The organism is Pandoraea sp. PE-S2R-1, assembly GCF_002179865.1.
Lineage (GTDB): Bacteria > Pseudomonadota > Gammaproteobacteria > Burkholderiales > Burkholderiaceae > Pandoraea.
In genome coordinates this window covers 148543-172876 of record NZ_NGUR01000016.1, presented here as the reverse complement: position 1 = coordinate 172876, position 24334 = coordinate 148543, and the positions used below count along the sequence as shown (strand labels likewise).

Sequence of the window (24334 nt, the reverse complement as noted above, 5' to 3'; positions counted from 1 at the left end):
GCGGCCTATTGGGGAGTGCGCGCCGCTTCGGGCGCCGGACTGACGGGCGCCGCGCGAGACCGGGCAGGCGGCTGAGATTGAGATGGCGGAAGCGGCTGCGCAATGGGCTGTGCAGCGAAGTAAGCCGCGATGCGTTGCAACTCGTCGTCGCGATAGCCCTTGAGGAGCTGCGGCATGAGTGTGGCAGGACGGGCCCCATCCCCCTTCGCGTTGCGCAGCGCTTGCAGCGCGGCGACAAGCTCAGCCACCGGACGCCCTTCGAGCTTCGACAACGCGTTTTTGCCTGCGCTCACCGGGGCGGCCGCGTTATGGCAACTCATGCAGGCCATCGCCCAGTCACGGGCTTGCCAGTCGGGTTGGGGCTGCGTTGACGGTGCCGCCGTCGCCATCGGCCCGATCGCCAGCGTGCCCAGAATGAATAGCGCCGGCATCGCCCAAAGACGATGCCGGCGGTTCGAACCCTCCGGGTGCTGTGCGCTAATCCGCGCCATTCGCGACGTCAGTTGCCCGTGCGCGTGGACGGACCGGGCTTGATCGGCGCGTCGCTGATCGGTGCAGGCGTCGCCAACGGCTTGGCCGTCACGGTATCGGTGCCGATCGGGGTCGTGGTCACGGTGGCGGCATTGCTGTCGTCACCCTGCGCCGGGGCCGGATTCTTCTGCGCTTCGGTCGACAGACGTTGCGCCTCTTCCGGCTTCACGTACTCATACAGCTTGATGACTTTCTGCACGCCATCGATACGGCTTGCGACGTTGGCGGCGATGCGGCCTTCTTCTTCCGAAACCAGGCCCATCAGATAAACATCACCGCGCTCGGTGACCACCTTGAACACGTTGGCCGAGATTTCCTTCGTGTTGATCAGGTTCGCCTTGACCTTGCTGGTGATCCACGCGTCGTTCGAGCGCGAGCCGAACGAGCTCTTCGGTGCGATGGCGAGTTCGTCGACGATGCCGCGCACGTTGCTGATCTGCTTGACGATGTCCACGGCACGTTGCTTGGTAGCGTCGTCCGGCACTTCTCCGGTCAGCAGTACGCGACGGTTGAAGACGGTCACGTTCACATGCACGGCGTCGGCGGTCAGCGTGTTGGCGGTATTGGCTTCCGCCTTGACCTGAATTTCACGGTCTTCCGTCTGCGCACCGACCGAGCGGCGGTCCGTGGCGACGAGTGCCCCGGTGGCAGCGCCGCCGAGGATGATGGGGGCGCAACCGGCCAGGGTTGCTGTGATCAACGCAGCCGCTACCAGCGGCCTGACTGCGCGTTGGAAACTCATCGGGCATTCTCCTTGTTGGATGGGTCGAACGGGCCGGCCCCCGCCGTCCCCTGCCGACACCGCCCGCCCCCGCGGACTGGTGTGCGTGATGATCTTGACGCCTTACGATGACATTAGGTTCACGCGTCGCCGAACAGCATCGCGTCGACCAGGTCGCACAGGCAGTGAATGGTGAGCAGGTGAACTTCCTGAATACGGGCCGTACGATCGGCCGGCACGCAGATATGGACGTCCAGTTCGCCGAGCACGGCGTTGACCTTGCCACCGCCTTTGCCGGTCAGAGCAATCACGTGCATCTCGCGCTCGTGTGCAGCCTCGATGGCGGCGAGCACATTGCCCGAATTGCCCGACGTGGTGATGGCCAGCAGGATGTCGCCGGGTTGCCCGAGCGCACGCACCTGCTTGGAGAAGATGGCGTCGAAGTTGTAGTCGTTGCCGACGGCGGTCAGGATCGACGAGTCGGTGGTGAGTGCGATCGCGGGAAGTTCGGGGCGTTCGCGCTCGAAGCGGCCGACGAGTTCGGCGGCGAAGTGCTGGCAATCGGCTGCCGATCCGCCGTTACCGCAGGCGAGGATCTTGTTGCCGTTGGACAGCGCGTTGAACATGACCTCGGCGGCGGCGGCGATGGGGTCGGCGAGCACGTCGCGCGCGGCCAGCTTGGTTTCGACGCTATCCGTGAAGTGTTGTTGAATTCGTTCGATCGACATGGTCGTTGAGCCAGGGTGTCGCAAAAGCTGTCGGCCCGGTCTGGGCGCAGTGTCCCTGCATGGCCGACGATCAAAGCCGTCACCCTGAAAATCCCGGAAAAGCCCGAGGACGCTCGGAGACGGCACTTTCGCAAGTGTAACAGGGCGCGCCCGGCCGGGTTTCGTCATACCCGCGTCACACCTCGTCGGCGCGGAAGGCGTCGGGCAGCCAACTGACCACGGCGGGATGGCCGTCGAAAGCGACGACGTCGAAGCGGCAGCGCCCGGCCGGGCGCCTAAGCAGATAGTGGCGCGCCGCAAGCGTCAGCCGCCGGCGTTTGGTATGTGTGATGCTCGCGGCGGCCCCGCCGAAGTCCGCCCGGCGGCGGGCGCGCACCTCGACGAACACCAGCACCCCGGCGCGATCGCGCATAATGAGGTCGATTTCGCCGCCGCGGCACCGATAATTGCGCGCGACGAGCCGCCAGCCGCGGCGCTCCAGCATCGCCTGAGCGCGGGCTTCAAACGATTCTCCAAGCTGATTCGACATGGTTGTTCCGATCTGTACCCCGATGTGCTCCGTCTTCGCCGTGCCGCGCGCCGCTGTTTGCGACGTTGGCCCGCTTCATGCAACTTGCGACGTGATCGCACCGACGGCGGGAGGCTGCTGAGATGGACGAGCGCTTGATGTCGCTGGCCGAAGGTCAGCACTACCCTGTCGGCACGCTCTATGTCGTGGCCACGCCGTTGGGCAACATGGCGGACATTTCGGTGCGCGCCCTGCATGTCCTCGGCATGGCCGACGCCATTGCCTGTGAAGATACGCGCAACAGCGCGCAGTTGTTGCAGCGTTATGGCATCGACAAGCCGCTGATTGCGGCGCACGAACACAACGAGAACACCGTGGCGACGCGGCTTGTGGAGCGTTTGCGGGCAGGCGAGCGCATTGCTTATATTTCGGACGCCGGCACCCCGGGGATTTCCGATCCGGGGGCGCGGCTCGTCGATGCAGTGCGTGCTGCCGGGCTGGGCGTGGTGCCGGTGCCGGGCGCGAGCGCGATCATCACGCTGCTCTCGGTAGCGGGCGCATGGGTGGAAACGTTCACGTTCGTCGGCTTCTTGCCATCGAAGTCGCAGCAGCGCGCGCAAGCGATCACGGCGTTGGCGGGCGCCACCGCAGCGCAGGTGTTCTACGAGGCCCCGCATCGCATCGTCGAGACCGTTGCCGCACTGGCCGAGGGGCTCGGGGCGGAGCGAAAGCTGCTGATCGGCCGCGAGTTGACCAAGCGTTTCGAAGAGATTCACGAGTGCGCGCTGGGCGACGGCGAAGCGTGGCTGAAAGCGGACGCCAACCGTCAGCGTGGCGAGTTCGTGCTGGTGGTGTCGGGTGCGGCGGCCAGTACGACCGATGATGGCGTGGATGCCGAAGCGCAGCGCGTGCTCGCGTTGCTGGTCGCAGAACTGCCGACGAAAAGCGCCGCCAAGCTGGCTGCTGCGATTACGGGCGCGCCGAAGAACGCGTTGTACGAACGTGCGCTGGCATTGAAGAACGGCTGATCCGCTGAGCGTTTGCGGGAATTACGGGAGCGGCAGGCCCGCTTCCAATTCGGAATACTCCGAGGAGGCCTCTGGCGACTCCCCATCGGCCCACCCAAGAAAAAGCCCGCCGAAGCGGGCTTTTTCGTTCTGCGGATTTGCTAATCGGCCGGTCAGCTCAGCAGCAGCGCGTCGTCGTCGAGTTGTTCGCCGCGGGTGCGCTCGAACATCTGGAGCAGGTCGGGGACGTCCAGCCCCTTGCGCTCTTCGCCCGCCACGTCCAGCACGACTTTGCCCTGGTGGAGCATCACCGTACGGTCGCCGTAGTCCAGCGCCTGACGCATGCTGTGCGTGACCATCATCGCCGTCAGCTTGCTCTCCTGCACGATACGCGCGGTCAGTTCCAGCACGAACGCCGCCGTCTTCGGATCGAGCGCCGCCGTGTGTTCGTCGAGCAGCAGAATGCGCGACGGTTGCAACGACGCCATCAGCAGGCTCACCGCCTGACGCTGACCGCCTGAGAGCAGGCCGATACGGTCCGACAGTCGATTCTCAAGCCCCAGATTCAGCAGACTCAATTTCTCGCGGAACCGCTCGCGCAACGGCTTGTTCAACGCCAGCCGGAAACTGCGGCTCTCGCCGCGCTTCACCGCCAGCGCCATGTTCTCTTCAATGGTCAGCGCCTCGCAGGTGCCCGCCATCGGGTCCTGAAACACGCGTGCCACCTGACTCGCCCGCTGCCACGCCGTCTTCTTCGTGACGTCGTTGCCGTCGATCGAAATCGTGCCCGTGTCGACAATCAAGTCGCCACTGATCGCGTTCAGGAACGTCGACTTGCCCGCCCCGTTCGAACCGATCACCGTCACGAATTGCCCCGTCGGAATGTCCAGCGACATGCCGCGCAGCGCACGGTTTTCAATCGGCGTACCCGGGTTAAAAGTGATCTTCAGGTCTTTTGCGCTCAACATGATCAGGCACCCCCGTTCTTGCGCGGAAACAGCTTGCGACGCGTGGCCGGCAACACCAGTGCCACCGCGACGAGCAAGGCCGTCACCAAGTTCAGGTCCTGCGCCTTCAGACCGATGAAATCGCTATTGAGCGCCAGCGCGATGAAGAAGCGATACAACACCGCTCCGACCACCACCGCCAACGTCGTGAGAATGAGCCGTCGCGCCGGCAAGATCGTCTCGCCGATGATCACCGCCGCCAGACCGATCACGATGGTACCGATCCCCATCGAAATATCCGCCCCGCCCTGTGACTGCGCAAACAGTGCCCCGGCAAGGGCCACCAGCGCATTCGACAACGCCATCCCCGCCAGAATCTCGTGCCCCGTGTTCACGCCTTGTGCGCGCGCCATGCGCGAATTCACACCGGTCGAGCGCATGGCCAGACCCTGTTGCGACGAGAAGAAGTAGTCGAGGCCGAGCTTCACCACCGCCACCACGACCAGCAGCATGAGCGGGCGCAGCACGAAGTCAGGCAGCCATTGCGGGGCATTCTCGGGCAACAACATCGTGAAGACCGTCGGCGAGGTGATCAGCGGCACGTTCGGTGCGCCCATCACACGCAGGTTCACCGAGTAGAGCGCGATCATCATCAGGATACTGGCGAGCAGATCCATGATCTTCAGGCGCACATTGAGCCAGCCCGTGATGAAACCGGCCGTGGCACCCGCCGCCATCGCGCCGGCTGTGGCCAGAAACGGATTGGTGCCGGCAGCGATCAACGTTGCGGCAACGGCACCGCCGAGCGCAAAGCTGCCGTCAACGGTCAGGTCGGGAAAATTGAGGATGCGAAAGGAGATCAGCACCCCGAGCGCCACCAGACTGAAGATCAAGCCGATCTCCAGGGCGCCCATCATAGAAAAAAGGGACATTTTTCGTAATTCCACTACACAAGACGATCCGCACCGGGTCTCGGTGAGGCGCGCCGTTGGGGGGACTCAAGCGGAAAAGAGCGGCGGGGACAGGTCATGTCCGGGCGCCGCCCTGTCGCTCACCGGCAAAGCAGGCCGTTCGCCCGCCACACCGGCATCACGCTCGCGTTATTGCTTGATGACCGTCTTGGCTTCTTTCACCAGATCGTCCGACAGCGTCACGCCTTGCTTGGCCGCGGCCGCCGTGTTGACGAACAGTTCCAGGTTCGAGCTGGTCTGCGAAGCGATCGCACCCGGCTTTTCACCCTTCAGAATGCGCACCACCACCTTGCCCGTCTGACGGCCCAGATCGTAGTAGTTGATGCCCAGTGCCGCAATGGCGCCACGCTTCACGCTGTCGGTATCCGACGCCACCAGCGGGATCTTGCGATCGTTGGCAACCTTCACCAGCGACTCGTAAGCCGACACGACGTTGTTGTCCGTGTTCGTGTAGATCACGTCGACCTTGCCGACCAGGCTGTTGGCCGCCGAGCTGATGTCGACGGTACGCGGTGCAGCGGCTTCAACCAGCGTCAGGCCCGCGGCGGGCAGCAGCTTCTTGAGTTCGTTGACGACCACGACCGAATTGGCTTCGCCCGGGTTGTACACCATGCCCACGCGCTTGGCGTTCGGCACGACGCGCTTGATGAGCGCCACCTGCTTGTCGAGCGGCAGCTTGTCCGACACGCCGGTCACGTTGGTGCCCGAGGCGTCCCAGCTCTTGACCAGTTGTGCAGCGACCGGATCGGTCACGCCCGAGTACACCAGCGGCACGCTCTTCGTCGCGGCAGCGACAGCCTGAGCCGTCGGCGTGGCGATGCCGATGATCGCGTCCGGCTTGTCGCCGACGAACTTGCGGGCGATCTGCGCCGCGGTCGACACGTTGCCTTGTGCGCTTTGATATTCCCACTTGAGATTCTTGCCGGCTTCGAAACCTTCAGCCTTGAGTTCGTCGCGCGCGCCGTCACGGATGGCGTCGAGTGCCGGGTGCTCCACGATGGCCAGCACGGCCACCGACTTCGTATCCTGCGCGAATGCGGCGCCGGTTGTCCCCAACATCGTTGCGGCCACCGCGCACAACAGGGTGCGCTTGGCGTATTTGCCCATGGTCGACATCAAAACTCCTCCAGGATTGCTTTTTGAAAGGTGCGCCGTGCCCGGGTCTCTGCGGGCCTCATTCGGATGCACTTAAAGCGTGCACCTGCGCGTGGGGCACAGTCTACCCACATCCCCAGCAGCGAACAACGGTTGCCAACGCAACCGATGGCGAGGCCCGCCACATATCGGATTGCGCCCAAACACTGGCAGAACTGTGCGGCAATCGGAAAAAAATTAGTCGATTCGGGCGCGTGTATTCATACCCGCGCACATTCATGCGAAGCGTTCAGCCAATGAGATACGCCGAAACGGCCAGTTCGCGATGAAAAAACCGGGACGCGTTACGCGATTCGCGTCAGAAGGTGACCGATGGCGTCCCACTTTTTAAGACGCGTCCGATTCGAATTCGAGACGGCATGCTGTCCGCAGGCACCGGCATGGGCCGCGAAGAACGGATGACGCGAGGGGAATACAGCGAGGAGATTACGCGGGCGAAACCCGGCGCTCAGGGCGCGTTATTACTTTGGTCGAGGCCGAGCGCGGCGACTTCGCTACGCGACAAGCGGCGAATTTCAACCTTCGCGTGGCCCGAGCGAATGAAGTCGAGTTGTTTGGCGGCGCCGTAGGAGAGATCGATGATGCGATTACGCGTGTACGGGCCGCGATCGTTGATCTTCACCACCACCGTCTTGTCGTTGGCCACGTTACGCACCAGGACGAAGCTTGCCAGCGGCAGTGTGGGATGCGCGGCCGTCAGTTCGTTCATGTCGAACGCCTCGCCGGTGGCAGTGCGTCGGCCGTGAAACTTCTTGCCGTACCACGAGGCCGTGCCGGTTTGGTAGAACGTGCCCGCATCGGCGCGCAGGCGAGCTTCGCCATCGCGGTCCGGGGCGTTCGGATCGCCGGGGTTCAGGCCTTCGTTACGGTAGGCCCGGCCGGGCCAGTGAAGATCGAAGCTTGAGCCAACGGGTGCGTTGGCTTCACGCGAGCGCGTACGGACGTCTGTCGCCGAGGGGGCGGCAGCCGTCTGGCTGGGTGGTTCGAGCGGCGTTGTGCAGGCTGTCAACGTCAGGGCGAGGGCGCAGCCGACCGCGAACCGTGTGAGCATGTCGCGTGTTCGCATAGCCCGCAAGTTTAACACGCCGTCAAAGTCAACCCATCAGCGAGCGTTCACTTACATGGCGTGGCTTGTTTACAAAGCGTTACGCAAAAGCGATGTAACGCCCGAAGCCCCCGCCCGGCGGGCGATTTCGGCTAGGCATCGCCTAATTCGCGCGCTCTGAGTACGTCGCTGTGCAGGCGGCGAGCCCCCTGCCCGACTTACAATAAGCGAAAACCGCGTCCCCGATACCTCATGAACGTCACCCTGATTCCTGTCACGCCTTTCCAACAGAACTGCACGCTGCTCGTCTGCGACGCGACCCAACGGGCCGCCGTGGTCGACCCGGGCGGCGATATCGACCGCATCGTCGGCGAGATCGAGCGCCAAGGGGTGACGCTCGAGAAGATCTTCCTCACGCACGGCCATCTGGACCATTGCGGCGGTGCCGGCGAACTGGCGGCCAAATACGACGTGCCCATCGAAGGTCCGCATCCCGACGACGCCTTCTGGATCGATCAACTGGAAGCCCAGAGCGCGCGCTTCGGTTTTCCCGAGCCGCAGAGCTTTACGCCCGACCGCTGGCTGGGCGACGGCGATACCGTCAAGTTCGGCGACGTCACGCTGGATGTCTTTCATTGCCCGGGGCACACGCCGGGCCACGTGGTGTTCTTCTCGGCCGATGAGCGGCTGGCGAGCGTCGGCGACGTGCTGTTTGCCGGGTCCATCGGCCGCACCGACTTCCCGCGCGGCAACCATGCCGACCTGATCGCATCGATTCGCGACAAGCTCTGGCCGCTGGGCGACGACGTTACCTTCATCCCGGGGCACGGCCCCGTGTCGACGTTCGGTCAGGAGCGCGAGACCAATCCGTACGTGGCCGACGCCGTGCTCGCCCGGAGCGGCGCATGAGCACCGCCGTCTCCCGCGTGCCGTCGCGCATCATCCCCGTCGACGAAGAAATTTTTGTCAGCACCGACGTCGAGGCCGACGGCCCGATTCCCGGCCCGCACTCGATGCTGAGCTTTGCCTCGGCGGCCTACACGGCCGACAAGGAGCTCATCGGCACCTTCAGCGCGAATCTGGAATTTTTGCCCGATGCCAAGGGACATCCGCTCACGATGAAGTGGTGGAAGACCGAACCCGAAGCGTGGGCGGCCTGCCGCATCGATCCGGAAGATCCGGCCAAGGCGCTGAAGGCGTACGTGAAGTGGGTCGAGAAGCTGCCGGGCAAGCCCGTGTTCGTCGCCTACCCGGCGGGGTTCGATTTCACGTTCATGTTCTGGTACATGATGCGTTTTGTCGGCCGTTGCCCGTTCTCGTGGTCGGCGCTCGACATCAAGACGCTGGCGTTCGCGATGACGGGCATGCCGTATCGCAAGTGCATCAAACCGCGTTTGCCGCAGGTGTGGCTCGACCCGCTGCCGCACACGCACGTGGCGCTCGACGACGCGCTCGAACAGGGCGCCCTCTTCTGCAACATGCTGGCGGAGTTGCGCGAACAGCAGAAGACGCTGGCCGCTTTGCCCGAATGGCAGGGCGCCGGGTTGACGGCCAATGCCGACAAGCCGGTGTTCGGTTCGGCGGCGGCACAAGCGGCAACAGCGACAGTGGCGGCGGCGGCGGCTGAATCGACCGAAGCCCCGGCCGCCGAGGCGGGCCCGGAGAAGGACAGTACGGCGCAACGTTGAGCCATTGCGCCGTCGCACTGCGGGGGACCTCGCCCCCCCCCTCCTGCCGACTTAGCTGACTTAGCTGACTTAGCTGACCTAAGACACCTCGTCCTTAAATCGCACTTACAGCACCTCGTTCGCCAGTTCCGGCGGACGAGCGATCACGGCCTTGTCGCCGTTGACGACGATGGGCCGTTGCAGCAGCTTCGGATGCTTCGCGATCGCCGCCAGCAACTCATCGTCGGTCAACTCTTTGTCCGACAGCCCCAACTCCGTGTACTCCGTCTCGTTGCTGCGAATCATTTCGCGCACGGGCACGCCCAGCAGTTTTTGCAGGCGCTTGAGTTCTGCCGCCTTCGGCGGTGTCTTCAGATATTCGATGATTTGCAGATCGCTGCCGCCCACGGCCGGCGAGCCTTCCACCAGCGCCAGCGCTTCGCGCGACTTCGAGCAGCGCGGGTTGTGATACACGGTAATCATGGACACTCCAATGCGTCAAAAACAGGCAAACGTTCACCCTTCGAACGTGCGCTCCGAGTATGCATGGTATCGTCGAATGCCGCTACTGAGGTCACAGCACAGACCCAGTAACTGACCCGCAATACCTAATCGGAATCACCTGATCCGCTTCACCCGATCATTACCTCGCAACTTCACCGTAATGTCCGCGTATCGAACCGACGGCAGCGCCCGGCCCTTGCCTCTGACAGGCACGGTTGCGCGCCCGGCCGCACCGCTGCGGGTTTACCGCGCGGCGCAGCGCGCGTGCACCGCCTAAGCTAGGCGATGAGCGCTGTCTGCGGCACGATCCGGCCCCTCAGGAGACAGTGACATGGCAGGACGCTTCATCAGCATCGAGTCGCGCGACGGCAAGACCTTTCAGGCGTATCTCGCCTTACCCGACGCGAGCAAGGGCGGCAACAACAAGGGCCCGGGCCTGGTGCTATGTCAGGAGATTTTCGGCGTGAACGCGCACATTCGCGAACTTGCCGACCGCTACGCCGAAGAGGGCTACGTCGTACTGGCCCCCGACCTGTTCTGGCGCATCGAGCCGGGCATCGAACTCGACTACTCACCGGGTGGCTGGCAGCGGGCGTTTGCGCTGTTCCAGAGTTTCGACGTCGATCTCGGCATGGAAGACGTGGGTGCGACCGTCGATGCCGTGCGCGCGCTGCCCGAATGCGTGGGCGGTGTCGGTGTGGTCGGCTATTGTCTGGGCGGCAAACTCGCCGCACTGTCCGTCACGCGCACCAGCGCCGATGTCGCCGTGGGTTACTACGGCGTCGGGCTGGAGCAGCATGTGGAAGAACTCGCCGGCGACCATCCGCCGCTCGTGCTGCATATTGCCGAACTCGACAAATATGCCCCGGCCGAGGTTCGCGAGACGCTCAATGCTCAGTTGGGCGAACACCCCAACGTCACCCTATATGCGTACCCCGACGCCGATCACGCATTTGCCCGGCCCGGCGAGCACTTCAACCGGTCGGCGAACCAGCTTGCGCACCAGCGAACCATCGGCGCATTGCGCCGGGTCATCGGTCCGCATTTCGATTTCGCCTCCCTGTGGGAAACGCACTGCGCGTACGAATTCGCCATTCGCGAGATCGATCCGCTGATGAAGACCATGGTCGACGAGCCCTACGTCAATCACATTCCGACGATGACGGGCGGAGTCGGCCATCAGCAACTCGCGCACTTCTATCGCAATCACTTCGTCAACAGCAACCCGCCGGATACCAAGCTGGTGCCGATCTCGCGCACCATCGGTGCGACCCAACTGGTCGATGAGCTGCTGTTCTGCTTCACGCACACGACGCCGGTCGACTGGATGCTGCCGGGCGTGGCACCGACCGGACGCCGTGTCGAGATTCCGCTGGTGGCCATCGTGCGATTCCGGGGCGGCAAGCTCGAACACGAACATATCTATTGGGATCAGGCGAGCGTGCTCGTACAGATCGGGTTGCTCGATCCGACCGGGTTGCCGGTCGCCGGCATCGAGACGGCGCGCAAATTGCAGGATGAGAATCTGCCGTCCAACACGCTGATGCCGAACTGGTCGTTCGGTACCCGGCCGCACTAGGCAAGACCGCAGGTGATTCACGGTGGCCGTCGCGGGCTTCGAGGTTTGAATATCGCGTTTGCGGCGGCCACCGGATAGCAGGACGTGGCAAGACAAAGAAGCGTCGCTGATCTGGCAGGAGACGCCCATGAAAACCGAATCCTCTCCTAATGCGCGTCGCTTTCGCGCAGCCTCCCGGCTGGCCTCCGGAAGCGGACTGATGGCCAGCCTGATCGGAAGCATCGCAATGCTGGCCAGTTGCGCCAATCCGGATTTCGCCCCCAAGTCGCCACTCGTCCTCGACTTCACGCCCGGCAACGTGCCGCTCACCGCGCTCGATCAATACAAGATCGCCGCCGCGCAGCGCGTGACCGAAGTCAACGCGAAGCAGATCACCCCGGGCAATCCGCAGCCGATGCTGCGCTCCGTCGTGTCGCTGGAATACTGGGTCGATCGCAACGGCAACATCACGCAAGTGCTGCTGTATCGCAGCAACGGCGATCACGAGGCCGAGCGCATTGCGGTGGCGAGCTTGCGCCGGGCGAGTCCGTTGCCGGCGCCGAGCCGCGCACTGGTCGACAGCAGCGGCCGGGTGCGCGCCGTCGAGACATGGCTTTTCAATAATGACGGACGGTTTCAGGTTCGTAGCGTGGCCGCGCCTCAGGTCGACGGCCAGTGATATCGTGACGGGCATATGCCCATCCGCTTCACGCGACGGAGAGTCTGACCATGCCGCGATTTGCCGCGAACCTGACCCTGCTTTATCAGGAAGTCCCGTTTCTGGAACGTTTCCGCGAGGCCGCCGCCGATGGCTTCCGTGGGGTGGAATGCCTGTTTCCTTATGAGCACCCCGCCAACGAGGTGCGCGCGCGACTCGACGACGCCGGCCTCACGCAGGTGCTCTTCAATACCCCGGGTGGCGACTGGGCCAGCGGCGAGCGCGGTCTCGCCGCGCTGCCCGGACGCGAAGCGCAGTTTCGTGACGGACTCGAACTCGCGCTCGACTACGCCGACACGCTCGGTTGCCGCCAGCTGCACGTGATGGCGGGCTGCCCCGACGCTTCGCAGTCGCCCGAGCAATGCCGGGCCGTCTATCTGGACAACCTCGCCTATGCCGCCGAACAAGCGGCCGCTCACGGCGTGACCATTCTCATCGAGCCGATCAATCCGCGCGACTTCCCGCGCTACTTCCTCAACCGACAGGATCAGGCGCAAGCCATTCGTCAGGAAGTCGGCGCCAGCAACCTCAAAGTGCAGTTCGACGCGTATCACTGTCAGATCGTCGAAGGCGACCTCGCGATGAAGTTGCGCCAGCACATCGCGAATATCGGGCATGTGCAGGTCGCGGGCGTGCCTGCGCGGCATGAACCCGACACCGGCGAAGTCAACTATCCCTTCCTCTTCCGGTTGCTGGATGAACTGGGTTACGCGGGCTGGATCGGTTGCGAATATCGTCCGCAGGGCGAAACGCGTGCGGGCCTTGGCTGGCTCAAACCGTGGTTGCGCAGTGCCGCACGCTGACGAAGCCACCGGCGACGCAGCCAACGATTTGTTCGACAAATTACGCAGGGATAAATCGATTTCCGAATTTCACTCGGATGGCGAAGCATTTCTGTGACGCGCGATGACAGCGAGGGCAAAAGACACCGTTTGCATGACGCAATTCAGCGCATCGAGACGAGCGCGTACCCACGTGTTTTACGTGTGTGTCGGAGAACGGGTGAGAAAAGATGTAGGACGTTTCGGACAAAAAAATGGCGGGACACTTGGGCCCGCCAAAACCACACGCTACGGGGTTAGCGCGAGGAGACCAGATTCGGAGCACTGTATCGAACCAGCTTGCAAATCGCGCCGGGGGACGCTCGTTGCCGATACAGTCGCGCTGCCGTGTTACCGGGGGATAAGCACTTCAGCGTTGAGATGCATTGTGGTTGAAACGTCTGAGGCGAGGGGTAACAAAGTGTTTCAGGTTGTAACACCTCGGCCCGAAAACGCCTCGAAAACGGGCATCACTCTCCTTGTCCGGCAAGCGTTTGACGCGTAACACCGAATTCGTCACTTGATTCGTCGTCCTGAGTAACTCATCTAATAGTGCGTCATCCCCGATCACCAGTCGGCAACGTCTCCGAGTGACGCCGCCCCTCTCGGCAGTCGCCAGCCCCGGTTTCACGTCCTGCGCGTCAATGTGCTAAGTTCGGTCTTTGTGCGTGGCAGCATAGAACGCCATCCCAATTCGCAGTCCAACCGTTGACTCACCGGCCGGACCGGCCGACCCCGCATGGAAACCATCGAACGACTGGCACAGATCCTTGCGCGCGACCGCGTCATCGCGGTGGTGGGCTTATCGCCGCGGCCTGACCGCCCGAGCTTCACCACTTCGCGCTATATGCAGCAGCACGGGTACCGCATCGTGCCGGTCAACCCACAGGCAGCCGACAGCGGCGAGCCCATTCTGGGCGAGACCGTGTACGCCAGCCTCATCGAGGCGGCCGATGCGTTACGCACCGAAGGGGTGCAGATTCAGATGGTCGACTGTTTCCGGCGTAGCGCCGACATCCCGCCCATTGCAGAGGAAGCCGTCGCCATCGGCGCCAACAGTTTGTGGATGCAGTTGGGTATCGAGAACGACGACGCGGCCGCCGCGGCATTGGCGGCCGGACTCGATGTCGTGATGGATCGCTGCGTCAAGATCGAACACCAGCGCTGGCAGATGCTTGGCGCGGGTTAGTCATAGCCCCCAGCAAGACGACGAAAGAGTCACCCAGACGCCACACGAGCGCCCGCCCGTTCACTCCACACACTGTCCGCTGCCATGACCATCGATGCCGATCTGCTTGCCTACTACGACCTGATGGCGCGCAAGTACCCTGCGCTGCCGGGGTCCGCCAGTCCGCAGGAAATCCGTGCCCGCTTCGCTACCGTGGCCAACGAGGCGCTGCGCCCGTTGCCCGCCGCCTTGCGCAGCGAGACCTTCGAGATTCCGTTGCCCGGTCGCAGTTTGCGTGCACGGCTCTACCGTCCGGTCGGGCGTGAAGTGCCGCTCGTCGTGTTCTTCCATGGCGGCGGCTGGGTCGTTGGTGACGTGGATACGCACGGCACGATGGCCGCGTTTCTTGCGCAGGATGGCGATGTCGCCGTGTTGAGCGTCGATTACCGGCTGGCGCCGGAGCATTCGTTCCCAGCCCCGGTCGACGATGCCCGCGAGGCGCTGGCGTGGGCGGCGGAGCAGCGCGTGCGGCTCGGCGTGTCACCGGATCGTCTGGCGGTCGCAGGCGACAGTGCCGGCGGGCATCTGGCGGCGCAGGCGGCAGCGTGGTTCAACGACCAGCACCCGGGCGTCGTGGGTGCGCAGTTATTGATCTATCCGGTGGTGCAGTATCGATTCGACACCCCGAGTTACGAGCGTCTGGCGGACGGCGTCGGTTTGACCCGGGACGAAATGCGCTGGTACTGGAAGCAGTTCCTGAACGGCACCGAGCCGAAGGAAAGCGACGTGCGCGTCAACCTGACGGCCGAGGCCCCCAAGCATCCGCTGCCGAACACGTTGGTCATTGCCGCCGAGTACGACCCGCTGCATGACGAAGCGGTCGAGTACGCGCACTTCGTGGCGCAATCGGGTGGCCGGGCGGAGGTGATCGAAGCCGCAGGATTGACCCACAGTTTCGCTCGCCTGCAACCGTATGTGCCGCAGGCGAGACTCGTGATGCACGACGCCGCACAGCGTCTGCGCGACTGGCTGGGTTAAGCGGATGGAAAAGGCGGGCTGAAAAAGCCCGCCGAATCAGCTCACTTCAGCCACTTATCCACCACCGCCTGATATTCGCCGGTCTTCTGGGCGAGATTCAGCCACTGATCGACGTAGTTCTTGAACACGTCGTCACCGCGCGGCAGCAGGTAGGCTTTCTCGCCGAATTGCAGCGGCTTGTCGGGGTTCACCGGGCAGAGCGCCGGATTCAGCTTGTGCTGGAGCAGCGTTTCCGACGAGTCGGTCACCATCACGTCGGCCTTCCCGTCAGCGATCTGTTGGAAGATCGTCACGTTGTCCGGATAGATCGTAAGCGTGGCATTCGGCAGAAACTGACGGGCAAAGCGTTCGTTCGTGCCGCCCGGGTTGGCGATGGCGCGCGTGCCCGGCTTGTTCAGATCGGCGAGCGTCTGATACTTCGCCACGTCGGCACAGCGCACGATCGGCGACTTGCCGTCCACCATCACCACTCGGCTGTAGTAAGCCTTGCGGGCACGGTCGAGCGTGACCGAGACCCCACCCACGACGATGTCGCACTTGCCTGCCGTGAAATCGTCCATCAGCTTCGGCCAGCTGGTCGGCACGATTTCCGGCTTCACGCCGAGCGACTTCGCGAGCGAGGCGACCAGATCCACGTCGATGCCTTCGAACTGACCGTCCGGGCGCTTATAGGAATAGGGCTTGTAGTCGCCGGTGGCGCAGGCCCGCAGCGTGCCCGACTTCACGATCTCGTCGAGCCGTGAGGGGGCGCCGGCACCTGCCGACTGGGCTTGTGCCGTATTGGCGGCGAGCGCCGTCATTGCCATGAGGGCCACCGAGGCGGCCGCGATCATGCCTTTCATGCTTGTCTCCTGATCGTTATCTTTCCGGGCGATCCGTCTGTTGCGGATCGTGTGCCTGGCGTCACTTCTGAGGTCGCTTCTGAGCATGCTTCTGAGGATGCTTCTGGGATCGCCCCGAAGTCACTCCCGAAGCGGCGCCACAAAGTGTGCCGCCATAGTAAAGAGAGTGGGCGCCGCCGCCAATCGGGGCATGCCCGCGACATCGATCCCTACGCAACAGATGTGCCGCCCGCGGGCACTTATGCGCGGCATAACAGCGCCCCAAGCGTCCGGGCCCCGGATACCCGAGTAAAATAGCCGCTTGCCCAAATTTCAGATACCACCGCCTCGACGTGTCCCAAGCTCTGCAAAACGATACTTTCCTGCGCGCCCTGCTGCGCCAGCCGACCGAGTACACGCCGATCTGGCTCATGCGCCAGGCGGGCCGGTACCTGCCCGAATACAACGCGACCCGTGCCAAGGCCGGCAGCTTCCTGGCGCTCGCCAAGAACCCCGCCTACGCCACCGAGGTCACGCTTCAGCCGCTTGAGCGCTTCCCGCTCGACGCGGCCATCCTCTTCTCGGACATCCTGACCATTCCCGACGCCATGGGCCTCGGTCTGTCGTTCGAAGCCGGCGAAGGCCCGCGCTTTGCGCGCCCGCTGCGCACCGAAGACGATGTGCGCCGCCTGCATGCTCCCGATCTCGACAGCCTGCGCTACGTGTTCGACGCCGTCGCCGAGATTCGCCGCGCGCTGCAAGGCCGTGTGCCGCTGATCGGTTTCTCCGGCAGCCCGTGGACGCTGGCGTGCTACATGGTCGAAGGCTCGGGCTCGGCCGACTACCGCACGGTCAAGACGATGATGTACGAGCGTCCCGACCTGATGACGCACATCCTCGAGACCAACGCCAAAGCCGTCAGCGCCTACCTGAACGCGCAGATCGAAGCGGGCGCACAGGCCATCATGGTGTTCGACACCTGGGGGGGAGCGCTTGCCGATGGACTCTATCAACGCTTCTCGCTCGCGTATATGCAGAAAGCGCTCGCGGGCGTGCATCGTGAGTGGGCCGGCGCCCGCATTCCGCACATCGTGTTCACCAAGGGCGGCGGCCAATGGCTCGAAGCCATTGCCGATACCGGCCCCGACGCCATCGGCCTCGACTGGACCGTCGATCTCGCTGCGGCGCGCAAGCGCGTGGGCGATCGTTGTGCACTGCAAGGCAATTTCGACCCGACCGCGCTGTTCGCCTCGCCCGACGCCATTCGCGCCGAAGCCCGCCGTCTGCTCAAAGCGTACGGCAACGCCCCGGGTCACGTCTTCAATCTCGGACACGGCATCTCGCAGTTCACGTCGCCCGATCACGTCGCGGCACTCGTCGACGAAGTGCATAGCCACAGCCGGAAGCTGCGCCAGCCGGTGTAATGACAGGTGCCGCCACGTGGCGGCGCGGGTTCGCGGGGCATTTTGCCCTGCAAACCCGACCGCCGTTACACGTTGGCAAAGTCAAGGGGAAACGGGTCGAATAACCCCTCCAATTTGCGGAGTTGTCCCAAAGACTTATGCACAAATTCTCGCTGCGCCGCCGCAACTGTCTCGCACTTTGAAGCACCCTACGACGCCGCTCATAAGCTATTGATCAAAAAGCCTTTTTGATTCACGCAGAGAAACGGTGCCGCGCGATGTCAGGCCCGCGCGGCGAGGCTGCCGGGAGATAATCCCCACAGTTCTCAACATAGTTATCCACAAGCGTTTCGGGCTACCGGAAAGCCGACTCAAATCCGGGGTTTATCGGAACTTCTCAGGATTCACTTTAAGTTTGACCCGCGCCGACGATCTCCCCGAACCGTCCCTCCTTCCGCCGGAGTCCTCCGACGAAGGGGCCGCTGCGGCCGCGTCACGCGGCGGCGCCGGTGCGTTTGCCATCGCCCGCGTCGCGCTCGATACCCCGTTGCTCACGTTGTTCGACTATCGCCTCGACCAGGCCGCCAGCCCGGGGCAGTTGGTGCAGGTACCGTTCGGACGACGGCAAGTCGTGGGCATCGTCTGGGAAATGACGCAGCGCAGCGAAGTCGACCCGGCCAAGCTCCGGGAAGTGACGTCTGTCTGGCACGAATTGCCCCCGTTGGGTGACGAGTGGCGCGACCTGATGCGTTTTGCCGCGCGGTATTACCAGCGCGGCATCGGTGAAGTGGCGTTGCCGGCCATTCCCGGTCATTTGCGCACGCCGATGCGCTGGTCGCGATTGCTGGCCCAACGCGGCGTGCAGCGTTATCGCATTGCCGACGGCGCACTCGACACGTTGATGGAGAACGTCCCTGCCCGGCTGCGCGCGCAGCGACGGCTCGCCGAAGGACTGGCGCAAGCCGGGACGCTCGACGCCGATGAAGCCCGCGCCCTCTGCGCCAAAGCCGCCGACGTGCTCAAGCAGTGGGCGGCCGCGGGCTGGGTTGTGGTGGAGACTGTGCCGTTCCATGAGGCAGTAAGGGAAGACGACGAAGACGTTTCGGATGACATAGCGACCGACGCCGGCGACCGCTTTTCGGCCGACGCCGTCGATTCACCTGACGGAATCGCCCCCGCATTGCCGGGCAACAAGACGCTCACCGCCGGGCAGGCCGATGCCGTCGCCGCCATCCACGACGCGTTGCTGTCGTCCGGCGCACGGCCACTCGACACGGCCAACACAACAGATTCGTCCGGCGATGACACCGGCAACGCCCCCGGCACCGCCGACAAGACCGACAAGCCCGATACCCCAGATACGCCCGCCTGCGCCCCATTCCTGCTCTACGGCGTGACCGGCAGCGGCAAGACCGAGGTCTACCTGCGCGCCGTCGCCGAAGCGCTGCGCGAAGGCGACGCGCAGGTGCTTGTTCTCGTGCCGGAAATCAACCTCACGCCGCAGCTCGAAGGGGTGTTCCGCTCGCGCTTTCCGCACGAGACGCTCGTCACCCTGCACAGCGGGCTGGCCGAAGGCGAGCGCGCACGGCACTGGCTCGCCGCGCATCGCGGTGAAGCCCGCATCGTGCTGGGCACACGCCTCGCGGTCATGGCGTCGCTGCCGCATCTGCGCCTGATCGTCGTCGACGAAGAGCACGACCCGTCGTACAAGCAACAGGAAGGTCTGCGCTACTCCGCCCGCGATCTCGCCATCTGGCGCGCCAACCGGCTGCGCATTCCGGTCGTCCTCGGCTCCGCGACGCCGTCGCTCGATAGCTGGCGGCGTGCCGAGCAAGGCCGCTACGTGCGACTGTCGATGCCGGAGCGCGCCACCCCCGACGCGGTGCTGCCACGTGTATCGCTGATCGACATGGACATCGAGCGCAAGCGTCAGCGCACCGTGCACGAGGGCCTGTCGCAGACGCTGCTCGCGGCGATCAAGGCCCGCTTCGAAGCCGGTGAACAGAGCCTGTTGTTCCTGAACCGCCGCGGCTACGCCCCAGTGCTCAACTGCGATGCGTGCGGCTGGGTCAGCGACTGCCGCCGATGCAGCGCCCACATGGTGCTGCACAAGCCCGAGCGCCGCCTGCGTTGCCACCACTGCGGCGCAGAGTCACGCATTCCGCACGCCTGCCCCGATTGCGGCAATCAGGATCTCGCACCGCTCGGACGAGGCACGCAACGCATCGAAGAAGCGCTTGCCGAGCACTTCCCTGACGCGCGGCTTGCCCGTATCGACGCCGACAGCACGCGCCGCAAAGGCAGCGCGCAAGCGCTCTTCGCACAGGTGCACGCGGGAGAAGTCGACATCCTGATCGGCACACAGATGGTCGCCAAGGGTCACGACTTCCGCAACGTGACGCTCGTGGGCGTGGTGAACGCCGACAGCGCGCTGTTCTCGCACGACTTCCGCGCCGCCGAGCGTCTGTTCGCCCAGTTGATGCAGGTGGCGGGGCGCGCTGGCCGGGCGGCACGGGCCGACGGCCCCGGCGACGTATTGATCCAGACCCGCTACGCATCGCATCCGCTCTTCGGGTCGCTGATGCGTCACGACTACGCGGGGTTCGCCGCGCAGCAACTGGAGGAACGGCGCGTCGCGCTGTTGCCGCCGTATACGCATCAGGCGCTGCTGCGCGCCGAAGCCCGCAAGCTCGACGACGCCATGGCGTTTCTCAAGCAGGCGCGCGAGATTGCCGCCGGTCCCGATCTCAACGATCCCCGCATCTCCCTCTGGGACCCCGTGCCCATGACGATGGTGCGCATCGCCGGCACCGACCGCGCCCAGCTCGTGGTGGAAAGCCCGCATCGCGGCGCTCTGCAACGATTCCTTGCGGGCTGGATGGCCGGGCTGCGCGCGCTCAAGGCGCCGGTTCGCTGGCACCTCGAAGTCGATCCGCTCGAAATATAAATCGGTATATAACGTTCCGAAAATTTGACATCATCGGAAGAATCTCCGACGATGCGGGCATGCTTCGCCCTGCGTCACGTCCCCACACGCGGCGCCAGAGCACGCATCGCATCACCGCAGCGCGCACGAACACATCACAAGCTTCACCGCGCTGCCGCGTCACCCTGAAGCACGATAAGAACGTCTACAGGAGACCTTCCGATGAAGTCGCACGACCCCAGCGCCGCCCCCACGGCCCTCGCTTCTGCTTTGCCCGAATCCTCCGCGTCCACGCCATCTACGTGGGCAGAACTTTCCGAATCAACGATCGCCGCCACCTCTCGCCGCCGCTTCTTGCGACGCGCCGGTGCGCTGGGTGTGGGCGCAAGCCTCGCCGGCCGTGCGCTTGATACCCTCGCCGCCGTCAGTGCGCCGCAGACGGTGACGCTGCCGTTTGCCAATGGCGAGCGCGAACTGGTGGCGTATCCGCAAAAGCGCCCGCTGATCCGCCTGACCGCTCGGCCACCGCAGTTGGAAACGCCGTTCGAAGTCTTCAACGACGGGCTGATCACACCGAACGACGCGTTCTTCGTGCGGTATCACCTCGCGGGCATCCCGACCGACGTCGATGCTGCGAAGCACCGCATCCGCGTGAGCGGCAGCGTCACCAAGCCGCTCGAAATTTCGCTCGCATCGCTGAAGAAGGATTTCGGCGCGCCGGTCGAAGTGGTGGCCGTGCATCAGTGTTCGGGCAACAGCCGGGGCTTTTTCGAGCCGCGCGTCGGCGGCGGGCAGATCGCCAATGGCGCGATGGGCAATGCGCGCTGGAAGGGCATTCCGCTCAAGCGAATTCTGGAAAAGGCCGGTGTCGCGGCCAGTGCGAAGCAAGTCACCTTTGAGGGGCTCGACCGTCCGATCATTCCGGCGACGCCCGAGTTCGTGAAGGCGCTCGACCTCGATCACGCGATGGATGGCGAGGTGATGATCGCATTCGCGATGAACGGGCAAGACCTGCCGATGCTCAACGGCTATCCGGTGCGGCTGGTGGTGCCGGGGTACTACGGCACGTATTGGGTCAAGCATCTGGCCGACATCAAGGTGATCGACACGGTGTTCGACGGCTTCTGGATGGCCACGGCGTATCGCATCCCCGACAACGACTGCAACTGCGTCGCCCCGGGGACGGCACCACAGAAGACGAAGCCGATCGAGCGCTTCACGGTGCGCTCGTTCGTGACGAATTTGACCGATGGGCAACACGTGGCAGTCGGCAAGCCGGTACGTGTGCGCGGGATCGCGTTCGATGGCGGCGAAGGCATCCGCGATGTGCAGTTCTCCAGCGACGGCGGCCAGACTTGGCAGGCGGCGAAGCTGGGCAACGAGTTGTCGAAGTATTCGTTCCGCGAGTGGACGGCGACGTTCACGCCGTCGGCGGCCGGCGAGCAAGTGCTGAAGGTACGCGCGACGAATCGCGCGGGCGTCGCGCAGCCGCTGCAATCGCTGTGGAATCCGGCCGGGTATCTGCGCAACGGCGTAGAGACCGTGCGCGTAGTTGCGGCTTGAGACGGGAGATGACCATGAATGCTTTGAAGATATCGCGCCGTCTGGCCGCTCCCGTGATGTGTGCGTTCGGCTTGCTGGGCGCGCTGGCCACCCCGGCGGCGCACGCGCTTGAGATCAAGTTGCCGCAGGAGACGGCGCAACTGAAAGCCTCGACGCTTACTGGCTATCAGGCAACCAGCGCATGGTGCGTGATGTGCCACTCGGTCGACTACATCAACAGCCAGCCGCCGATGCCTGCCGCGTTCTGGAGCGCAGAAGTCACGAAGATGGTGAAGGTCTACGGCGCGCCGATTCCGGAAGATCAGGTGAAGCTGATTTCGGAGTATTTGGGCAAGACTTACGGGACGGATGGAGGGAAGTGAAGCGTTACGAACATTGAAGTCCACTTACACTTTTTCCGGGGTCAACGGGCAAACTTTACGCACCGGGCTCCGGCACTTCGTTGTTTGAGGCGCATCATCCAGGCACCAGTATTTGCGTCGCGATACAGGTCACGTCTTTGGTTCGGCTGATCGCAGTGGTACTTCCTTTCATCCGGCGCCATTTCGCAATAGTCCCAAGGCCCATCCGGTTCGAGATCGAGATTGTACGTATCGCCGCCGTCTCCGATCCAGCACCGGAATTTCTCAATAGTGACGTTCGCCAGCAGTTCGGGGTGGCGAGAATGAGGGATCAGCCGATCAAGCTCTTGCTCATTGGCAGCGCGGACCCAACCATCGCCCAAGGTCGCGAGCGAACCGGCGTTGGAGCCGGTATTGCCGTTGGCGTGAGTTCCTCCCCCATTCATGCGATACCCCACGCCGGCGCCCTTGGGTGTCAGGCATGTGATCCTGTAACGGCCCGATTCCGGACCACCGGATCCAGCGCCGGCTTTTGCGATTTCGTACGTGTACTCGGACACGGAATTGCCGTACGTCCAAGCGTCTTTCCGGAGCAGGCGCGGAGGATAGTTGCAGTAGCTTTTCTCGACTTCAAGCTGGCACGCAAATCCGCTTTTGATTTCTATGGTCCCTCGTGAATTGCAGTTCGCGTTGAAATTTTTACCGTGCTTCCCCGAATTGAATACCCCGGATACGACATCCCATTTCGCGTACCCGACGCGTGCACCCTCTTCTATCTTGTCCTTGATGTCTCCGGGCACCTCGCTCGAATCCTTCGGCAGGCTGCCCAACTGCCATACCCCCCCCTGACAGGACATAACACGGCCGTCTTTGCTAAGGCCGATGCCTCGTCCATTCGGCAGTTCCTTGCATGGTCCACCGACGGTTCCATCAAGCCGGATAACACCTGCCTCAGACCAAAGTTTCTCCCGAGCCCAAACATCACCGTATGCCCACAGATCCGCAGAGAGACCCATGGCGCCCCCCCTGCTGTCGATCGTCACGCCTTCGGGTAATGTTACGTTGGCATGTGAACCGGTGACGCTCAGCGTTCCCGCGATGCGCGCCCCGTTTGCAGTCACCTCACCACCTGCGACGACGGCGCCACCCGCCCTGACCTCGCCGCTTTTTGCGATCACACTGCCGCTCTCACTGATCACGTTGCCCTTGGCGGTCACGTTTTGACCTGCATAGACGTCGCCTTGCGCGATGACTCCACCGGGCATGCTTTTAACGAGAATGTCGTCGGCATCACCGGCCTTTCTTCCCGAAAAACCAGCGACAAGACGCTTTGAAGCCGACACCGAAGTCGCGACTATTTCGTCGCCAGCGATGTGCCCCGCCCCCACGATGCGCTTCGTGTCCATGTCCAGATCGCCCGTCATCTTTCGCGTACCGTCGCGTCGCAAGAACGCATCCTGCGCACTCGTCTGATAGCCACCTCGCACGGCGAGCAGTCCGGCGATGGCGGGCTGCGCTGGGTTGGCAATCGTATTGAGCACGGTGCCGTTCCCATCTAGAAAGCGGAGCGTGTCGGGTGCTTGCGTATGCGATATGCCACCCAGTACGCCGAGTTTGGTCAACGCTGCACCGGACGCTGTCCAGTCAATATCAGTCGAGTAAGCGCTTTTGATTGGATTGGTGAGATACGTCACCGAGTTGATGTCGCATGCGTCGCTCGCGCGCACGCAGTTGGTCGAGTACACGACGATTTGATACTGCGCGTCCGGCAGCGGCGGCGATTCGCCGATACCCTTCGCACCTGTAATCCGAATGAGTTTTTCCGGCGTCAGGTCGCGGATGGTCTTCGCTTGCAGCGGACCGTTGCTCCCTGCCGTAAGCGCGACATTTGTGCCATCCGCAGCCGTCAGCGAGATGCCCGACTCGTTACCACGGAACAACTTCTTGATCTCCCCGTGGTGCAGCACCATGAAATCCTGCACATGATTACCCAGCACCTTGAGCGCCTCACCCACCCGCTCCCCCTTCTCGATGCGCATCTGCTGCATCTGATGCCTGCCCCAAAATGCGATCAACAATCCCACGACAGCGACGGCTATCGTGGCGCCGATCAGAAACACGCCCCGTTGTTTGCTCCGCATTGTTTTACCCCTCGCGAATCGATGCAAGCGCGGTCGAAGCCGCGTCACCCTC

Annotated in this window: 23 protein-coding genes; 12 read left to right on the top strand and 11 right to left on the bottom strand. The window is 63.7% G+C overall.

Going from position 1 to position 24334, the window contains the following annotated elements; genetic code table 11:
- Positions 1-5: 5 nt before the first annotated feature.
- From CDV44_RS23485 to CDV44_RS23470, 4 genes are all read right to left on the bottom strand, one after another.
- Positions 6-491: a hypothetical protein gene (locus tag CDV44_RS23485; protein WP_141118796.1), complete on the bottom strand. Its 486-nt coding sequence runs from the start codon at positions 489-491 to the stop codon at positions 6-8.
- Between the two features lie 8 nt (positions 492-499).
- Complete coding sequence (locus CDV44_RS23480; protein ID WP_058376487.1) at positions 500-1273, bottom strand: BON domain-containing protein; 774 nt, start codon at positions 1271-1273, stop codon at positions 500-502.
- A 119-nt stretch (positions 1274-1392) separates the two neighbouring features.
- Positions 1393-1980, bottom strand: a complete 588-nt coding sequence (locus CDV44_RS23475; RefSeq protein WP_058376488.1) for a phosphoheptose isomerase — start codon at positions 1978-1980, stop codon at positions 1393-1395.
- Between the two features lie 175 nt (positions 1981-2155).
- Positions 2156-2509, bottom strand: coding sequence for a YraN family protein (locus tag CDV44_RS23470; RefSeq protein WP_087691033.1), 354 nt, complete (start codon positions 2507-2509; stop codon positions 2156-2158).
- Positions 2510-2631: 122 nt separating this feature from the next.
- Between CDV44_RS23470 and rsmI the strand changes: the two genes are divergently transcribed.
- Positions 2632-3516: a 16S rRNA (cytidine(1402)-2'-O)-methyltransferase gene (gene rsmI, locus CDV44_RS23465; protein WP_087691031.1), complete on the top strand. Its 885-nt coding sequence runs from the start codon at positions 2632-2634 to the stop codon at positions 3514-3516.
- A gap of 152 nt (positions 3517-3668) precedes the next feature.
- Here rsmI and CDV44_RS23460 read toward each other — a convergent pair whose 3' ends face one another.
- The 4 genes from CDV44_RS23460 to CDV44_RS23445 form a co-directional block, all read right to left on the bottom strand.
- Positions 3669-4463, bottom strand: coding sequence for an ABC transporter ATP-binding protein (locus CDV44_RS23460; RefSeq protein ID WP_087691030.1), 795 nt, complete (start codon positions 4461-4463; stop codon positions 3669-3671).
- Between the two features lie 2 nt (positions 4464-4465).
- Positions 4466-5374 carry an ABC transporter permease gene (locus tag CDV44_RS23455; RefSeq protein WP_087691028.1) on the bottom strand — a complete coding sequence of 303 codons (909 nt, stop codon included), beginning with the start codon at positions 5372-5374 and terminating at the stop codon, positions 4466-4468.
- A gap of 168 nt (positions 5375-5542) precedes the next feature.
- Entirely contained in the window at positions 5543-6472 is a 930-nt protein-coding gene (locus CDV44_RS23450; protein WP_249277692.1) for an ABC transporter substrate-binding protein, read from the bottom strand.
- 544 nt (positions 6473-7016) lie between these two features.
- Positions 7017-7619 (bottom strand): septal ring lytic transglycosylase RlpA family protein, encoded by a 603-nt coding sequence (locus CDV44_RS23445; protein ID WP_087691023.1) that lies wholly within the window; start codon positions 7617-7619, stop codon positions 7017-7019.
- A gap of 246 nt (positions 7620-7865) precedes the next feature.
- Between CDV44_RS23445 and CDV44_RS23440 the strand changes: the two genes are divergently transcribed.
- Entirely contained in the window at positions 7866-8522 is a 657-nt protein-coding gene (locus CDV44_RS23440; protein ID WP_087691022.1) for an MBL fold metallo-hydrolase, read from the top strand.
- A complete protein-coding gene (locus tag CDV44_RS23435; protein ID WP_087691020.1) occupies positions 8519-9301 on the top strand; it encodes an exonuclease in 783 nt (260 codons plus the stop codon). The genes CDV44_RS23440 and CDV44_RS23435 overlap by 4 nt, the downstream gene beginning before the upstream one ends.
- A 105-nt stretch (positions 9302-9406) precedes the next feature.
- Here the strand turns inward: CDV44_RS23435 and arsC are convergent, their stop codons facing one another.
- Positions 9407-9763, bottom strand: a complete 357-nt coding sequence (arsC, locus tag CDV44_RS23430) for an arsenate reductase (glutaredoxin) (RefSeq protein WP_087691018.1) — start codon at positions 9761-9763, stop codon at positions 9407-9409.
- Between the two features lie 352 nt (positions 9764-10115).
- Here arsC and CDV44_RS23425 point away from each other — a divergent pair, with 352 nt between their 5' ends.
- The 5 genes from CDV44_RS23425 to CDV44_RS23405 all read left to right on the top strand — a co-directional run bounded on the left by CDV44_RS23425 (position 10116) and on the right by CDV44_RS23405 (position 15087).
- Positions 10116-11363 (top strand): dienelactone hydrolase family protein, encoded by a 1248-nt coding sequence (locus tag CDV44_RS23425; RefSeq protein WP_087691016.1) that lies wholly within the window; start codon positions 10116-10118, stop codon positions 11361-11363.
- 127 nt (positions 11364-11490) lie between these two features.
- On the top strand, positions 11491-12021 hold the full coding sequence (locus CDV44_RS23420) for an energy transducer TonB (RefSeq protein WP_141118795.1): 531 nt from the start codon (positions 11491-11493) through the stop codon (positions 12019-12021).
- A 50-nt stretch (positions 12022-12071) separates the two neighbouring features.
- On the top strand, positions 12072-12863 hold the full coding sequence (gene otnI / locus CDV44_RS23415) for a 2-oxo-tetronate isomerase (RefSeq protein ID WP_087691012.1): 792 nt from the start codon (positions 12072-12074) through the stop codon (positions 12861-12863).
- A 757-nt stretch (positions 12864-13620) separates the two neighbouring features.
- Positions 13621-14070: a CoA-binding protein gene (locus tag CDV44_RS23410; protein WP_087691010.1), complete on the top strand. Its 450-nt coding sequence runs from the start codon at positions 13621-13623 to the stop codon at positions 14068-14070.
- A gap of 84 nt (positions 14071-14154) precedes the next feature.
- Positions 14155-15087, top strand: a complete 933-nt coding sequence (locus CDV44_RS23405; protein WP_087691008.1) for an alpha/beta hydrolase — start codon at positions 14155-14157, stop codon at positions 15085-15087.
- Between the two features lie 41 nt (positions 15088-15128).
- Here the strand turns inward: CDV44_RS23405 and CDV44_RS23400 are convergent, their stop codons facing one another.
- Positions 15129-15920, bottom strand: coding sequence for a transporter substrate-binding domain-containing protein (locus CDV44_RS23400; RefSeq protein WP_371328809.1), 792 nt, complete (start codon positions 15918-15920; stop codon positions 15129-15131).
- A gap of 341 nt (positions 15921-16261) precedes the next feature.
- Here CDV44_RS23400 and hemE point away from each other — a divergent pair, with 341 nt between their 5' ends.
- From hemE to CDV44_RS23380, 4 genes are all read left to right on the top strand, one after another.
- Entirely contained in the window at positions 16262-17332 is a 1071-nt protein-coding gene (gene hemE / locus CDV44_RS23395) for a uroporphyrinogen decarboxylase (protein ID WP_305790819.1), read from the top strand.
- A 394-nt stretch (positions 17333-17726) separates the two neighbouring features.
- The gene (locus tag CDV44_RS23390; RefSeq protein ID WP_087691004.1) at positions 17727-20258 is read left to right on the top strand and encodes a primosomal protein N'; all 2532 of its coding nucleotides are present in this window, start codon (positions 17727-17729) and stop codon (positions 20256-20258) included.
- A gap of 201 nt (positions 20259-20459) precedes the next feature.
- Complete coding sequence (locus CDV44_RS23385) at positions 20460-21800, top strand: molybdopterin-dependent oxidoreductase (RefSeq protein WP_087691002.1); 1341 nt, start codon at positions 20460-20462, stop codon at positions 21798-21800.
- Positions 21801-21814: 14 nt separating this feature from the next.
- Positions 21815-22162, top strand: coding sequence for a sulfite:cytochrome C oxidoreductase subunit B (locus CDV44_RS23380; RefSeq protein WP_249277681.1), 348 nt, complete (start codon positions 21815-21817; stop codon positions 22160-22162).
- A gap of 41 nt (positions 22163-22203) precedes the next feature.
- Here the strand turns inward: CDV44_RS23380 and CDV44_RS23375 are convergent, their stop codons facing one another.
- The gene (locus tag CDV44_RS23375; protein ID WP_087691000.1) at positions 22204-24282 is read right to left on the bottom strand and encodes a hypothetical protein; all 2079 of its coding nucleotides are present in this window, start codon (positions 24280-24282) and stop codon (positions 22204-22206) included.
- Positions 24283-24334 lie beyond the last annotated feature (52 nt).

Bases quoted from the DNA above. Each gene is read 5' to 3' on its own strand.
- arsC (WP_087691018.1), bottom strand. From the start codon at position 9,763: ATGATTACCGTGTATCACAACCCGCGCTGCTCGAAGTCGCGCGAAGCG.
- CDV44_RS23440 (WP_087691022.1), top strand. From the start codon at position 7,866: ATGAACGTCACCCTGATTCCTGTCACGCCTTTCCAACAGAACTGCACG.
- CDV44_RS23385 (WP_087691002.1), top strand. From the start codon at position 20,460: ATGAAGTCGCACGACCCCAGCGCCGCCCCCACGGCCCTCGCTTCTGCT.
- CDV44_RS23425 (WP_087691016.1), top strand. From the start codon at position 10,116: ATGGCAGGACGCTTCATCAGCATCGAGTCGCGCGACGGCAAGACCTTT.
- CDV44_RS23445 (WP_087691023.1), bottom strand. From the start codon at position 7,619: ATGCTCACACGGTTCGCGGTCGGCTGCGCCCTCGCCCTGACGTTGACA.
- CDV44_RS23460 (WP_087691030.1), bottom strand. From the start codon at position 4,463: ATGTTGAGCGCAAAAGACCTGAAGATCACTTTTAACCCGGGTACGCCG.
- CDV44_RS23470 (WP_087691033.1), bottom strand. From the start codon at position 2,509: ATGTCGAATCAGCTTGGAGAATCGTTTGAAGCCCGCGCTCAGGCGATG.
- rsmI (WP_087691031.1), top strand. From the start codon at position 2,632: ATGGACGAGCGCTTGATGTCGCTGGCCGAAGGTCAGCACTACCCTGTC.
- CDV44_RS23480 (WP_058376487.1), bottom strand. From the start codon at position 1,273: ATGAGTTTCCAACGCGCAGTCAGGCCGCTGGTAGCGGCTGCGTTGATC.
- otnI (WP_087691012.1), top strand. From the start codon at position 12,072: ATGCCGCGATTTGCCGCGAACCTGACCCTGCTTTATCAGGAAGTCCCG.
- CDV44_RS23410 (WP_087691010.1), top strand. From the start codon at position 13,621: ATGGAAACCATCGAACGACTGGCACAGATCCTTGCGCGCGACCGCGTC.
- CDV44_RS23475 (WP_058376488.1), bottom strand. From the start codon at position 1,980: ATGTCGATCGAACGAATTCAACAACACTTCACGGATAGCGTCGAAACC.
- CDV44_RS23400 (WP_371328809.1), bottom strand. From the start codon at position 15,920: ATGATCGCGGCCGCCTCGGTGGCCCTCATGGCAATGACGGCGCTCGCC.
- CDV44_RS23455 (WP_087691028.1), bottom strand. From the start codon at position 5,374: ATGTCCCTTTTTTCTATGATGGGCGCCCTGGAGATCGGCTTGATCTTC.
- CDV44_RS23420 (WP_141118795.1), top strand. From the start codon at position 11,491: ATGAAAACCGAATCCTCTCCTAATGCGCGTCGCTTTCGCGCAGCCTCC.
- CDV44_RS23435 (WP_087691020.1), top strand. From the start codon at position 8,519: ATGAGCACCGCCGTCTCCCGCGTGCCGTCGCGCATCATCCCCGTCGAC.
- CDV44_RS23380 (WP_249277681.1), top strand. From the start codon at position 21,815: ATGAATGCTTTGAAGATATCGCGCCGTCTGGCCGCTCCCGTGATGTGT.
- CDV44_RS23485 (WP_141118796.1), bottom strand. From the start codon at position 491: ATGGCGCGGATTAGCGCACAGCACCCGGAGGGTTCGAACCGCCGGCAT.
- CDV44_RS23405 (WP_087691008.1), top strand. From the start codon at position 14,155: ATGACCATCGATGCCGATCTGCTTGCCTACTACGACCTGATGGCGCGC.
- CDV44_RS23450 (WP_249277692.1), bottom strand. From the start codon at position 6,472: ATGTTGGGGACAACCGGCGCCGCATTCGCGCAGGATACGAAGTCGGTG.
- CDV44_RS23375 (WP_087691000.1), bottom strand. From the start codon at position 24,282: ATGCGGAGCAAACAACGGGGCGTGTTTCTGATCGGCGCCACGATAGCC.